Consider the following 13,998-nt stretch of genomic DNA (forward strand, 5'->3'; position numbering starts at 1 on the left):
AACTTTCCAATCGCGAACAACCGCTTTTCAACAGGTAATGTACCCTTGGTAGTAAATCCCTTTTTTCTGTATATCTTTTCCTGAAGGGTGTTTGTTACAAAAAACAAGATAAAGACTGTAATGAATACAATGTTAACTAGCATGCGTGTATATTATCAATTTCTCTATTTTTATAATACCAATCATTTAATAATTTCTTGTGCACCCTTCCGACCTCAAGGATCGCGTACTTCTCTTTCACCACTCCACATGTACAATACTGTACCACACCTATTAGAATGTGTAGCAGAGTACGGTTGCAAATTCAAATAAGAAGGCTTCATAGGAGAGACGATTTAATGAATGGAAGCAACGGGGTCCGCCCTTGAAATGTGTAATGGATTGACAAGCGAGCGTAGTAGAGCAGATGAACGATCATGTCCAGACTATACAGGCTGAAAGGCGAAGACCGTTTTTATCACATCACCAGCCGGGACAATGGCCGGCAGAAGATGTTTATCAGTAACCCTGCTTGAGCGCTGGTTGTGTTTATCGGATTTTCGCAGCAAAAAAAGTCGTCATCGTTTCACTATATGTGGTTGAAAGTTTCCGGTTGGTCTTTGACTTCTGATGAAACTCTGAAAACTCCGGATTTATATTGATAGATGTTCGTGTATCTCGTTAGCAACGTTTATGGGTATGGCCGTTCTTTTTGATATCTCCTCCGGCGTTGTATGCCTGATCTCATCGATACTATTAAAAATGGACAATAAAAGCCTTTTTCTCTTTTCGGATACGCCCGGTATCCCGTCGAGCTCCGATCGCAGAGCTGTCTTTGAACGAAGCTGTCTATGATAAGTAATTGCAAATCTGTGCGCCTCATCTCTTATCCTTTTTAAGAACAATAAAGGTTCTGAGCTGTACTCTAAATTTACAGGCTCTTTTCTGTTTGGAATGTATACCCGATCCTCTTCTTTGTTTACTTTTTGATTGTTCAGTACTGCCCCATCTTCACTGCGTGCTTTTGCAATGCCAATAACATCGGGATATGTAATACCAAGTTTTTTTAATACAGCCATTGCAATACTCAATTGTCCTTTACCTCCATCTACGATAATCAATGATGGGACATCAATGCTGTCTGCATATCTTCGAGACAGTACCTCGTGCATCATTGCATAATCGTCGGATTTTTTTACATCTAATAATCTATAATGCCTGTATTTTGCCTTTACTGGTATACCATTTTCAAATCTTACCATCGAGGATACACTGTTTGTGCCCATAATGTTTGAATTGTCAAAACACTCAATGGACTCGGGCAGGTTTTTTAAGTGTAGAAGTTGTTTTAATGATTCAATAGATGATTTGGACGACTCAAGGTTTTTTAACGTTGCGTGCAAAAACTCGGATGCATTTTTCGCGGATAGCCTTATAAGTTCAAGATTTTTCCCTTTTTCGGGTATGATCACCTTTACCCTTCTGCCCTTCAGGTCGGAAAGCCTTTTAACGATCATATCAAGTTCCGGTATGTCAAACGGAACATACAGCACGTCCGGAATAAAATGACCGTTTTCATAGTACTGGCTGATCGCAGAACTCAACAAGTCTTCCTGTTCAAGCATTGTATTATTAAATGTATAGTTTAATGAGTTTATCATTTGGCCGGAGCGGATAAACAAACCGTTCATAACAACCATAGGACCCTCTTTTGATAGGTTAAATATATCCGCATCGATATTTTTCCCGAGTTCAACTTTTTGAGTTTCGATTGTTTTCTCAATATTAAAAAGAAGATCCCTTATCTGGGTTGCCTTTTCGAATTGTTCTTTACCTGCCTCCTGCTTCATTTGAAGCCTCAGCTCTTTTAAAGCAGTATCCACTTTGCCCTCAAGAAACAATTTGGTCTTTCTTACATAGTCCGTATATTCATCTTTTGATATACGGTTGACGCATGGGGCGGAGCATCTGTTAATCTCATACTTTAAGCATGGTCTTATCCTGTTTTTAAATTCCGCATCGCTGCACGTCCTGAGTTTGAAAAGGCGGGTAATAAGTTTGATCGTTTCCCTTGCAGCATAAGCGGATGAGTATGGTCCAAAAATATAAGATCCATCTCTCATCGGCCTTCTTACGACGTATATGCCCGGGAATTTGTGTTTTGCATTAATGCGGATATGTACATAAGTTTTATCATCCTTTAATCTTATGTTGTATTTTGGTTTATATTTTTTTATCAGGTTGTTTTCGAGAAGCAAAGCCTCTTTTTCTGTGTCCGTGATCATAAAATCTATGTGTTTAATTCTTGGTTTTAAGAAGTTTATAAACGCACGGGTATCCTGATATGATGAAAAATAAGCCCTGACACGATTATTCAGATCAGCGGCTTTCCCGATATAGAGGATCTCAGGATTATCATCTTTGAATATATAAACACCCGGTTGTTTAGGAACAAGATTTAATTTTTCATAAATAGTATTGTCAACATCAATCATACGGTTGTTATAATAAAAAGTTTTTCGAAGTGCAATATCACACAGTCGGACGGGCAAGATTTATTTTTACACAGCACCTTTTTTCTGAAATGATATTAACACAAAAATTGCAGCAGACAATCAGAGGCTTATATCTTAATAAGCTCATGATTCAAACCCGGGATCAACACTTCTAAGTGTTATGGCCCATTATCAGGATGGGTTTTCTTCTTCCTTAGATTTAGGTAAGACAACAGGCTTAAAAGGAATAGAAACAAGCAAACCTTTTCGCGTGTCAGAGCAGTAAGTGTCATTAACCTTTAAGAAGATGCTTTCATTACCACTCCTTCTTGTAATTATTTATATGATAAAAAAATCAGGTGCCGATTGTTTTCGGATATGTTGTGATAGCATATACTGATATGGAGCCGGAAAAAATCCCTGCGATACGATTTTAAGGGGCAGCTGCGTATCTCCAGTAGAGAGCTTCTTATGTAATGCTGCAAACAGCGTTATGGAACAATCATGAACCCATTACCTTATCCATGGCCCTTGTGTGTCCCATGTCTCGGGTAATGCCGTGAAGGGTGTCATATCGGGGGTTGCCTGGAACATGTCATACATGGGCAGTGAGGTAGCATCAAACTCCGTCATGGGCGATAGAGGTTTATTTGTCGACTGGCTCAGTATCAGTTCTATGGTTTTCAACGCACTCGGGAATCCGTAGTGTGCATTTGATATATATCCGTGCTTTGCATAAGGGCTTACAACGATAATAAACGACCTCTCCTGATCGATATGATCAAAGCCCGGCTGTGGATCATCCTCATCAATGAATATTGCTGTAGATCCCCAGTACTTGCTGTTTGCAATTGCCTGAACAATCATTGCTGTTGCAGCGTCATTTTCCGTGTAAGCGGCTATAGGGGTATCGGTTGGTTCATATCCGTCATCACCTAACGACATGAATACAAAGTTGGGGAAGCTGTTGTTTTGAACCATGGTGTTAAATGCCGAGACAAAGTAATCAGCCCTCACGACATCGCTTATGAGATTTCCATAGGTTTGATCAAACTCCGGTAACGAGTTTAAGGGATTGTTGCTGTTGAAGGCACCGTTGTATAGGCTCGGCATGCCCTGTCCAAAATCAGAGAACGATATGCCCGCATTCTTCAGTGCATCAAAGATCGTCCCGCTCGGGACGGACGCTATCGGTTCATCGGAATCTCCCTGTCGGTTCAAACCTCCATAGCCTGTATTTATGGACCAGATTCTCTGAAGATAATCGCTTATCATCCCCTGAAATGACATCGGGTGTCCACATATTGAGGGTACAATGTCGAGATAAAAATTCGTATCAAGGGCGAATTGCCTTGCCATGGCATGGGTGTTGGGTGTTGTAAACCCAATGCCGGCATTGCTGGGATCGCTGCATCCATACGATGCAGGCAATATGTTAAAAGCAGCAATACTACCGGCAGAAAACATCGGGCATGGTACAGGTTCACCATTTGCCTGAGGCCCAAGATCTCCAAACTCCATATCATAAGTTTTATTTTCTCTTAAGATATAAACAACATGTGTTATATGCGACCACGCACTCATGATATTTGCAGGAACAGCAGGGTGCGCCGGTTTAACAAAATCATTTGCGAGCACTTGATTGGTGTATTCTGCGAGCTGTGCGGTTGACGGTTGAGGGATATCCGATACAGAACCGTAACAAAACCAGGCATACTTTGAAAGATCCAGAACTTGTTTTGCGTTCGTGGGTAAGTATGGTCCGTGGCCTACACCGTACATATTCGCAACAAAGATATGATTATTCGCCTTATCAAAGGCTACTCCGGCTGGATATGAAGCTGTCGGTATTCTGCCTACAACCAGATCTGTAGTGGTATCAATAACAGCAACGGCATTGTCGGCACCCATTGAGACGTACAGGTACTTTCCATCACCCGAGAGTGTAAGGTTATTAGGCAATCCTCCCATATTCGGTTCACTGCCGTACATTGCAAGGGATATTGTGGATACCGTTTTTTTTGATGTGTCAATGACGCTTACCGTGTCGCTGAGCGTATTCGCAACGTACATCTTGCTGCCGTCAAGTGAAGAGATAATTGCCGCAGATCCCACCTGTTCAAGAGGGATAACCCTTGTTACCGCGGGTGTACTACCGAGTGATATTACAGAAACTGTACCAAGACCGGTGTTTGATTGGCGGTTGCATACATAGGCCTCTTTACCGTCCGGAGTTATTGCTATTGCCCACGGGTAAAACCCGCCTGTCGTTAATGTAAAGGTTTGAGTATCCGTTGTCAGATTTATAATGGAGACTGTTTCACCTGGATACTGTTTGCCGTTTACGTCATAGGCAACATTATTAGCTGTAATTAAGGTATTGCCGGTTACCGCTATACCTGCAGGCGTTGGCCAAACCTCCACCGAACCAAAAGTGGAGGTTGTGTAAGGTAGAAGAGGTATTGCCTTTTTAAAAGTAAGATTTCTGTTTGCATCTATCCTAATATCAAGGACAAACCCCCTTTGTGACTCTATCCCCGGAACATACACATCCGTACCCGAAGCCGAAGTAGTGACAGCCATACCGTCAAAACTCTCATATCCAAGAGGCGGTGTTGTAAGAGATATATAAGATGCAATCTTGTCTGTTGCTGTATCTATTGCTGTTATCATGTGGCTTTTACCAGCGAAGGCAACCCATCCTGTGCTCAGGACTAAAACAGTTTTGCCATCCGGGGTTACGGCGATTTCACTCGGTTGAGGTATACTCTTACGATCAACTGCGTCGTAGGCAATATTCCCGATTTGTACTCCTGCAGGGCTCAGTGTGTAGCCGTTTGCACCCCAGTATTGGGAAGTTAGCGTTGAGCTGCTACTTTTGCCGCAACCGGTTATGGCTGGTAAACCAATAAAAACCACCGAAACAAATGAAAACAAATATTTTTTAAGCATATTACCTCCTACGTTTTTGGTATATTTGCTGTAGCCCGATTTGTCAAGACCGTGTAGTTATTTGCATGCCTGACCCCGATTTTTGTTTTTCCTTAATTTGTAAAAGTACGGATAAAGCGGCATGATGATCCCTCTTACCGGCTAGAGTTACGGGGATGGAAGAGACATTGGCGATCAATCTCGGCATGTGCGTAGGTTCAAGCACACCAGCAAAAGCCCTCCTGATATAAGGCAGTGTCCTCTTCGTCACGACGAGTACAGCGATATCATTCTCGCGTCCTGATACGGAAGGAAGGGACAGAACCCATGCATCCATGATCAAGGGAATGGATTTGATTTTTTGCTCGATCGCAGTTAGATCAACCCGTTTACCTCCGATCTTTACGATTCCATCTGTCCTGCCATGAAGAGTAAAAGTATCGTTCCCGGAATCCGATGCCCTGTCGCCTGTGGTAAAAAACCCCTTTTTATTTGTGTGCAGGTTAGGTGACAGGAATGGAGATGATACGGAAAGTCGTTCACCATCAATCATCCAGCGGACGCAGGAAAAAGGTTTCCATGAGGATTGTTTTGTTGACTGACAGCGTGTTGCGATACCGCCGGTTTCGGTGGATCCGTAAACTTCAGTAACACCGATGCCGGTTGCATGAGCAAAATGCAGGCTGTGAGATTTCTCCAGAAAACCACCTGAAGAAAAGGCAAGCCTGAGGTGCTTCATGCGGGGTGAAGATGTAGAAAGTGCCCGATAGTGCATCGGTGAACCGATGAATGCGGTACACTTTGTCCTGGCAGCTGTACGGATAATTTCCTGTGGAAAATACGGTATGTCATCGATGACGCGCGCCATGGATACGAAGGGCAGGAGTACCGAGAATAACAGACCATAAATATGCAGCGGGAGAACAGCAGAGAGAAGAATGTCTGTTTCAGTTATTTTAAATATTTTCTTAAGATACAGGGCTTCCCCTATAATGTTGTCAGGGGTTTTAGACCAGAGTTTAGGGGCACCCGTAGATCCGCCGGTATACAACCACAGGAATGGTTTGTCTGCTCCTATGGTAAGCCGCCAGGCCGGGACATCCGTCATTTTCTCGTACAGCGGAACGTATCGGATCCCCTTCGGTAACGCAATGGGTTGATCGGATAGAACAGCGTTTGCACCGGTTATTTTGCACGTATCAGCGATTACGTTATCCGACAGGGATGCAGGGATGACAAGCGAAGGACCGCCGCCGAGAGACGAAAGAATTGCAGCCATAATAAGTGTTTTGCTGGAAGTCGCAAGGCATAAATGTCCAGTCCTTTTATCCTCATTGCGGCTCCATGAAGAGATCGAAGAAGCCAAGCCAAAGATATCTCTGTACGATGCCCCTCCCAGGATGTATTCTTTCGCCATCGACTCCTGATCAAGGGCAAAGTCATGAGACATGTCCTGTAATATTGTGTTCATGGTAGAGTTCCGTTCCCGGCCGATCTCATCGTATAGGTACTGAATGTCTGGAGATGGACATGTCCATAGCTTGTGTGATCATCCATTACCTCACCTTCGAATTCACCATATTGGTTGTCAAGGTTTACAAGCATTTTGCAGGAAGTCCTCAGGCGGCTTCCGACGGGTATGTCCGGAACGGTTAAAACAGCTTTTTTTATTCCGACAATAACGCCTTCTCCCATGGTTTTTGTCTTATTACGATTTTGCCATCCTACGAAGGCAGAGGCAGTTTGCGCGACGAGTTCCACGATAATTATGGAGTTGATCTGTTCACCGTGGCATAATGGCCAAAGGGATGTAGCAATGGATTGAGTGACGCAGTGAACATCATCCACCTCAATGATATCATTGATTATTTTCATCCTGTACCGGTGGGGTATAAAATCGTCGATATTATACATTCACCGTATCCTCATACGTCTTCCCTGTTGACAACAAGTATTCCATCGCACACCCTTATGCTGCCTGACATACATTGAAAAAAAACCTGAGAAACATGGTCTTTGGTTTTCAAGGAAATGGATACATTAAAGTGTGCTTCTGATCCTATAATTTGCCTGAACCGGACCCGTTTGATTTCCCGGATTGTCAACCGCGTGCCGTGATGGGATGTATAGGATGAAAGTGTATCATAAACCATACCCAGCATACCTATTCCAGGGAGTATGGGTATGTTGGGGAAATGCCCTGAAAACCATAGTGAATTGCCCGGAATAAAAAAGTAACCTTCTGTACCTGCTTCATTTTGAATGAACTTCTCAGGAATTATCCATGTCTCGCTCATGGTAAAGGGGATATTATGCTGTAAAATTGATTTTGGAAAAGACATAATCAACGACATTCTGGACAGTCCGGATATTGGCAAGTTCATCTACGTTTACATCAATATCTATCTGGGACTCCAGCATACCAACCATATCCAGAGCATCTATACTGTCCATGCCAAGATCCTCAAAAAGATTGGCATCGGGTTTAATTTTTTCCTTAGGAATCTCAAATTGTTCCGTAAAGAATATGGCAATTAGATTATAAATTTCTGTCCGATCCATATCATTCTCCCTTAAAATCTATTAATACTTTATCGGAGTTAATATAACTCCGGTCTAATTGTCAAGAAACTGTAGAAACTATAATATTGCAATCTTTAAATGATGTGATATTATCATACCATGAAGTGGCCGGGGCTTATTCAATATGGAATGATAATAAGCTTACTTGTGATAAATGGGTCATGTGGCTCATCAAGAAACTCATTTTCCGGTGCATCTCGACAAACCGTTGGTTCACCACCTGCAGCAAGCGCACAGCTTCAGGGTACTCAGCCGGTTAGTTATCAGCTCTCTACACCTGCGGCAACAAATCAGTACGTATTCATAGCAAATACAACGAATAACACCGTTGCCGAGATAAACAAGGTGACTTTTTCAATAAAATCCATATCGGTAGGGAGTATGCCTACCACTGTTGATGTAACCCCCGATAATAAGACAGCAGTGGTGTTCAACTCAGGCGATTATTCGGTTTCTCTTATTGACATATCATCAGATACGGTTACGACACTTCCTGTGGATACCTACGACAACACGATGGTTCTTTCTCCTACAGGCAGCATCGCAATTACATATTTTGATCCATCCAAATCGACAAACCTCACGGCAAATCCGACACGCACATTTAATCAGATCACCATGCTTAATATAGCGGCTATGACCTCACAGGTGATCAATGTGAATTACCTTCCGCAGCGGATTATTTTTACTGGTGACGGGACAAAAGCAGTTGTAGTAACTACTTCTCAGATTGGGGTTGTATCTCTAACCGCAGGCTATCCCGTAACCCGTTATCAGCTTGTAGATCCTTCACAACAGCAGATCGATCCGGAATCATTGAAGCTCACGGCTGACGGTAACTACGCACTTGCAGTCATACAAAATTCCAATGATGTGGCTGTCCAGAACATAACGACTGGTGCACAGAGTATACTCGCGCTTGGTCCCACTGTTACAGACATTGAGCTCACTGCAGATAATGCCCGGGCAATTGCTGTAAACAGCGGTAACGGCAGCCTTTCTTTTATTACACTGAGCACATTCAGCACATCTACGATTTTTACAGGGCTTGATATTAACCGGATAGCAATAGCACAGAATGGCACCAATGCACTGCTATACACAACAAACCCGACTACAACTGTCCATGCCGGTGAGTCGGTGCATGTACTAACATTAACGGATGATACCATTCAGGCATATCCCGTCATTAAAGGGGTGAGTTCGGTAATTATGCTGCCATTTACAAGTACTGTTGGAGTATCTTCGGCAATTATTGTCCATGCCGGACCTGGTGGCTCTTCAAGTGATCCTGTAAAACAATTTTTCTATAACCATTACGCTGTAACGCTTTTCAACATGACTACCGGGGTATCAACACCTATTGCCCTGTTATCTGCGCCGACGTTGTTTGCTTTTAGCGATGATGGTGTGTATGCGTATGCTATGATGCCGGATTCGGATGCGATCGCTGTATTTAATCTCCTCACGCAGATCTCTACGGGTGTGTATGTCCCGTCACCACCGTATTTTGTCGGTGTAATGCCTGCCCTTCATACAGCATATATCGGAGAATCATACCCTCTTGGAAGACTAAGTTTCATTGAACCCGATCAAGGTATGCTTTTGATGACCATTACTGGATTTGAATTGGGGACATATTAAAATGAAGATTAATGATATACCTCCAAACATTATAAAACGCATACCATTTAACCATTTTATGTATGAGGCAAAGTACTGCATTGTACCGATTTTTGCTCTTTTGATGGTTTTGTTTGTTTCATCGTGCGGCGGCGGTACCGGGGGCCCTGCTACATCCGCTTATAAAATGACAAACACGGGAAATAAAATCTATATACTCAGCCCGCAATGGGGCATTGTTACAGGCATTGATATGAATTCTCTAAGCCTTAATACCTACTCTGTTGGTCAGGGGGCAAATCTGATAATGCCTGCCCACAACAATGTTGTTGTGTTGAATCCTACAGAGAATGCGGTGTACATTATAGCAGGGAACACCGTTATAAAAAAGACGGTTGCTGCAAATTTAAACAGTATGGTGGTTTCTTCAGATGGAAGTCATGCAGTAGTTTATCACAATTATATACCAGGGGAGGAAGCTTATTTCAACGGCATACTTGTTTTAAACACATTTTCTATAGTAAATCTTACAACGACTACGGATGATACCGTATCCCTGAGCATTGGCAGCGGTGCTCCACAGCAGGTTGTTTTTACGCCGGCAGGGGATAAAATTATTGTTATATCAAGGAACCAGTGCTTTGTAGTGCCTACCGAAACGCCGTTTGCCAATCACTATATAGAGTTGTGGCCCAATCCGTCACAGGTGGTGGTACCTGATCAGGTGGTTGTTACACCGCAGGGAGACATGGCATTAGTGCGATCCGAAGCTCAAAATTCTGTCTATGTGATCAATCTCCTCACCCCATCTATCAGCAATGTACTTACCGAAAATCAGCCAACACAAATAAGCATGTTTCCGGACGGGAATATGGCTATGATTATGAATGCCGGCTCTGAGAGCATTGGTGTTCTCGGCATTGATCATAATGCACTCACTATCTATGAACAATCGGTTAATATAAGTACGCAGGCGGATACGATTGCCACAGCGTTCTCATGTACCGGGGCATGCTCATCATCCACAGCAGTATACTCTGCACTTGCATACTCACCAACAAGCAGTGCTACAGCCATTACATACTTAAGGGTACAGAATGGTATAATCTCAGCCACGGTCTTCGGCGATCTCTCAGCACCTGTCAACAGCATTATTTTTGTGCCCGATAGCCCTTCAAAAGCGCTGATTATACACAATAATCCCAATTCCCCAGCTTCAGCATACGCGATGTCTTTGATTGATGTGGATGCTCAAAGAGTCAACCCATTCTTTATTCAGGGGGCACCGTCTTCTATCCTTTTTGCAAAACAGCAGGATGGGGATGAACTGGTATTTATGACGCTTACTTTAAACAATGAACTTGTGTACTATGATCTGGTTTCAGGGGCTACCGGTCGTATAGAACTTCCTGCATCGCCGGATACACTCGGATTAACTGGTAACACGCTATTTGTTTTGCATGATCAGCCGTTGGGCTTCATCACTTTAATTGATATTAACACATTTGTACAAAGGTATGTAAACGGTTTCAATGTGTATAAGTTATTTAATAGATAGGTATATATGATTAAGACTATGGGTATTGTATTTCTCATTCTTATTACGCCTGCAGCTGGCTTTGCCGGCTATAAGGTTCCTGTGAACACGTCTTCAACACCCTTCGGTATCGGAATAAGCACCGGCTATTTTGGTACAAAAGTCTCAACCCCGGGGTTCGGGTATATATCTCCGGATAACTGGATTGAGTCATGGTACATCGAAGGTTCCTACACTGTTCATAAGCATGTTGATGTGTTTGCAAACTACGGATATTCGAATATGATAGGAAATGGAACAAACTCCGATATTACCACAACACTTACAACGCATATAATTACTGCCGGCGTACGATATCAGTATGAGTTATCAAAGAGGTTTATCCCTTATGGAGAATTGGGTGTTAGCGGATATATCGGAAACGTGGATGTTAGTGCTCAGTTACAGGATATTAATAAAACAGCCTATGCTGTTGCCCCCGAAATATCCGCAGGCTTTTATCTCCCGGTGATCATCCCTTCAAATTCACATACCACTGTTGGTATTCAGTTCTCTTTCGGCTTGTTCAGAGATTATCTGGTAAAAGCAGCTTATTTTGATTTCGGTTATCTCGGGAAAATTACAATTGACGGCCAGCGGATAACCATTGGGCTGAGGGTTGCATTCTAATAGGGGCTGCAGCAAATTTGATTAAGCATGTTATTCGCAGATATTGAATACCAGGAGAAAACTATTATTGCTTTTTAAAGCCGGTATTGTGTTATATGATTCTGTAAAAAATGTTTGTGCTTTGCTGCGCTCTCCAAGCTTTTTGTATATAAATCCCGTATCAAACTGCGCCAATGCTTTGATCTGCGGTAATGTGATAGTCCTTTTATCTCTCCTTTCCGGATTGTTAAGCGAAATACCGGTTTGAGCAATGGCAATTATTTTACCAAGCGTATTCAGTGTATTATTGTATTTATCGGTTTTGTAAAATATGCATGCTTTTAAAAAATACGCATTGACGATATCGATACTGTCAGGGTGCGATGCGTACACATAATCTTTATAAAGTTTAGACTGATCATCCAGGATTGCGATAGCTTTATCATTTTTACCTGTCAAATGATACAGCAATGCCAATTGATTTTGAAAGTACAGATAATGGGGATAAAGTGTTATGGCAATTTCATACATGCGGACAGCGTTGTTGTAGTCATTATTTGACAGGTATAGCAAACCGGCAAAATCATAGTAAAATGCTTCATATGGATCATCTTTTATGGCGTTTCTTATTGCAACAAAAGCTGTATGGAAGGCATCCTTATTATGGGTTTGTTCAAACAACATCAGGTATAGTTTTGCCATGACGGCGTACGCCTGTTCATTGTGGATGTTGAATATGATTGCATGTTTTGCGGATTCAAAAGCAGCATTGGAATTTCTTTTTAATAGATCTGCTTCTGCAATGTGTGCATAGTCTTTACTCAACGTGTATCTGCTTTCAAAGACGATTAACAGCAGGAAGAATGCCGACAGCAGGAAATATTTTAAGAGTTTATCTGTTCGCATAACCTTTGTCCGATAGTATTAAGGATATCCCTGCATAAATGAATACAAGCCAGACAACAGCAGGCGATGCATAATCAAAATCTATGGAAGTGTGCAGCATAAATGAAACCAGAGAGATCAATAATACCCCTGCTAAAACAGAGCCTCGCTTCCATGCTGAACCAAATGACAGGAGCATCCCTGCTATCAATACAAGATATGCCGTCAAGCCCGGTATGCCTATCTCACTTGCCATTTCCAAATAATTATTGTGCGCATATCTCGAATAGATAGCCCCTTTTTGGTACATCCTGTATGCAATGTTAAATGTCCCGGGTCCCGTCCCTGTCCATGGATGATGCCTAATTATGTCTATGGCTCCCATTGCAAAATCTTTTCTTGCAATAAAAGACATGTCATTCACAGCGGTCAATTTTGAAGGCGCATACTTAAAAGATAGTGTGTGCTTATTTAAACTATTGTAAGATGATATAATAAAGACGAGAATCAGAACGGCTAACAATATAACAGTACTTATATATGCAAGAACTTTCTTTGCACCGTTTTCTTTTTTTAACACCATAAAGAGGAATGGTAAAGATAGGATATAAAGAGCAATTGCGGCCCTTGAATAGGTAACAAATAAACCCAATGTAATAATCAATGCCTCGATGTATAGTAATAGCTTGTATTTGCTTTTTATTAAAAGCATATACACAGGAGGAATGACCATAAGTAAAAAACCCGCCATTACATTGGGATGGATAAATGTTCCGAGTGCCCTGAATGTGTTTTTTGCGGTTTCTGAAACATTATGGTTTAAAATAGTATTGGTTTCAAGAATATGCCTATACCAGAAGTCTGTTTGATATATGCCGTACAGGGCAACTGCAGTGCTTGATACCGCCAGTATAAACAATAAGGTGTCTAACTTTTGTTTGTTAAAAATAAGATAAGAGCTGGTTAATAACAGGAAGCCGTTTATATATATATATACGAATCCCTCGCTCTCAAACATATTTATAGAGCCAAACATTGCAATAACGTTTATGCTTGCATATAAGAAAGCACCGGCTATAACTATCCATTGTTTCGGAGTCAATGCTTGGATTGTTCTCATTGGGTCATCAACAAAGCCAAAAGCCATTAAGCCTGCAATAGTAATGATAAATTCGGAGATAAACACGCCGTTTATATTGCTAATTCCAAACAAGGGATTACCCGCAGAGATAACGGGGAATATAAATGCTACAGCATATAGTAATATACCCGCTGCCTGTTTAATGCCTTTGATTTGTTTTTTCAATATGTCCATTG

At 42.0% G+C, this 13,998-nt stretch carries 11 protein-coding genes; 3 read left to right on the forward strand and 8 right to left on the reverse strand.

Going from position 1 to position 13,998, the window contains the following annotated elements:
• Positions 1-632 precede the first annotated feature (632 nt).
• The 6 genes from uvrC to M1381_09025 all read right to left on the reverse strand — a co-directional run bounded on the left by uvrC (position 633) and on the right by M1381_09025 (position 7,967).
• On the reverse strand, positions 633-2,474 hold the full coding sequence (uvrC, locus tag M1381_09000; GenBank protein ID MCL4479216.1) for an excinuclease ABC subunit UvrC: 1,842 nt from the start codon (positions 2,472-2,474) through the stop codon (positions 633-635).
• 513 nt (positions 2,475-2,987) lie between these two features.
• Positions 2,988-5,426: a bifunctional YncE family protein/alkaline phosphatase family protein gene (locus M1381_09005; GenBank protein MCL4479217.1), complete on the reverse strand. Its 2,439-nt coding sequence runs from the start codon at positions 5,424-5,426 to the stop codon at positions 2,988-2,990.
• Between the two features lie 43 nt (positions 5,427-5,469).
• Positions 5,470-6,876, reverse strand: a complete 1,407-nt coding sequence (locus M1381_09010; GenBank protein MCL4479218.1) for an AMP-binding protein — start codon at positions 6,874-6,876, stop codon at positions 5,470-5,472.
• The gene (locus tag M1381_09015; protein ID MCL4479219.1) at positions 6,873-7,319 is read right to left on the reverse strand and encodes a hypothetical protein; all 447 of its coding nucleotides are present in this window, start codon (positions 7,317-7,319) and stop codon (positions 6,873-6,875) included. The genes M1381_09010 and M1381_09015 overlap by 4 nt, the downstream gene beginning before the upstream one ends.
• Positions 7,320-7,330: 11 nt before the next feature.
• Positions 7,331-7,747 carry a hypothetical protein gene (locus M1381_09020; GenBank protein ID MCL4479220.1) on the reverse strand — a complete coding sequence of 139 codons (417 nt, stop codon included), beginning with the start codon at positions 7,745-7,747 and terminating at the stop codon, positions 7,331-7,333.
• A complete protein-coding gene (locus M1381_09025) occupies positions 7,716-7,967 on the reverse strand; it encodes an acyl carrier protein (protein MCL4479221.1) in 252 nt (83 codons plus the stop codon). The genes M1381_09020 and M1381_09025 overlap by 32 nt, the downstream gene beginning before the upstream one ends.
• Positions 7,968-8,087: 120 nt before the next feature.
• Between M1381_09025 and M1381_09030 the strand changes: the two genes are divergently transcribed.
• The 3 genes from M1381_09030 to M1381_09040 are packed head-to-tail and all read left to right on the forward strand — an operon-like array spanning position 8,088 to position 11,817.
• Positions 8,088-9,632, forward strand: a complete 1,545-nt coding sequence (locus tag M1381_09030; protein ID MCL4479222.1) for a hypothetical protein — start codon at positions 8,088-8,090, stop codon at positions 9,630-9,632.
• 1 nt (position 9,633) lies between these two features.
• Complete coding sequence (locus M1381_09035) at positions 9,634-11,169, forward strand: hypothetical protein (protein ID MCL4479223.1); 1,536 nt, start codon at positions 9,634-9,636, stop codon at positions 11,167-11,169.
• A 6-nt stretch (positions 11,170-11,175) separates the two neighbouring features.
• Entirely contained in the window at positions 11,176-11,817 is a 642-nt protein-coding gene (locus M1381_09040; protein MCL4479224.1) for a hypothetical protein, read from the forward strand.
• Between the two features lie 30 nt (positions 11,818-11,847).
• Here the strand turns inward: M1381_09040 and M1381_09045 are convergent, their stop codons facing one another.
• Together M1381_09045 and M1381_09050 are read right to left on the reverse strand one after the other, a co-directional pair.
• Positions 11,848-12,702, reverse strand: a complete 855-nt coding sequence (locus tag M1381_09045; GenBank protein ID MCL4479225.1) for a tetratricopeptide repeat protein — start codon at positions 12,700-12,702, stop codon at positions 11,848-11,850.
• Entirely contained in the window at positions 12,689-13,996 is a 1,308-nt protein-coding gene (locus M1381_09050; protein ID MCL4479226.1) for an O-antigen ligase family protein, read from the reverse strand. Before M1381_09050 ends, M1381_09045 begins: the two co-directional genes overlap by 14 nt.
• Positions 13,997-13,998 lie beyond the last annotated feature (2 nt).

The organism is Deltaproteobacteria bacterium, assembly GCA_023382265.1.
Classification (GTDB): Bacteria; JAMCPX01; JAMCPX01; order JAMCPX01; family JAMCPX01; genus JAMCPX01.

Excerpts from the sequence above, each read along its gene's own strand:
- M1381_09005 (MCL4479217.1), bottom strand. The coding sequence starts at position 5,426 with ATGCTTAAAAAATATTTGTTTTCATTTGTTTCGGTGGTTTTTATTGGT.
- uvrC (MCL4479216.1), bottom strand. The coding sequence starts at position 2,474 with ATGATTGATGTTGACAATACTATTTATGAAAAATTAAATCTTGTTCCT.
- M1381_09040 (MCL4479224.1), top strand. The coding sequence starts at position 11,176 with ATGATTAAGACTATGGGTATTGTATTTCTCATTCTTATTACGCCTGCA.
- M1381_09030 (MCL4479222.1), top strand. The coding sequence starts at position 8,088 with ATGAAGTGGCCGGGGCTTATTCAATATGGAATGATAATAAGCTTACTT.
- M1381_09015 (MCL4479219.1), bottom strand. The coding sequence starts at position 7,319 with ATGTATAATATCGACGATTTTATACCCCACCGGTACAGGATGAAAATA.
- M1381_09010 (MCL4479218.1), bottom strand. The coding sequence starts at position 6,876 with ATGAACACAATATTACAGGACATGTCTCATGACTTTGCCCTTGATCAG.
- M1381_09050 (MCL4479226.1), bottom strand. The coding sequence starts at position 13,996 with ATGGACATATTGAAAAAACAAATCAAAGGCATTAAACAGGCAGCGGGT.
- M1381_09045 (MCL4479225.1), bottom strand. The coding sequence starts at position 12,702 with ATGCGAACAGATAAACTCTTAAAATATTTCCTGCTGTCGGCATTCTTC.
- M1381_09020 (MCL4479220.1), bottom strand. The coding sequence starts at position 7,747 with ATGTCTTTTCCAAAATCAATTTTACAGCATAATATCCCCTTTACCATG.
- M1381_09025 (MCL4479221.1), bottom strand. The coding sequence starts at position 7,967 with ATGGATCGGACAGAAATTTATAATCTAATTGCCATATTCTTTACGGAA.
- M1381_09035 (MCL4479223.1), top strand. The coding sequence starts at position 9,634 with ATGAAGATTAATGATATACCTCCAAACATTATAAAACGCATACCATTT.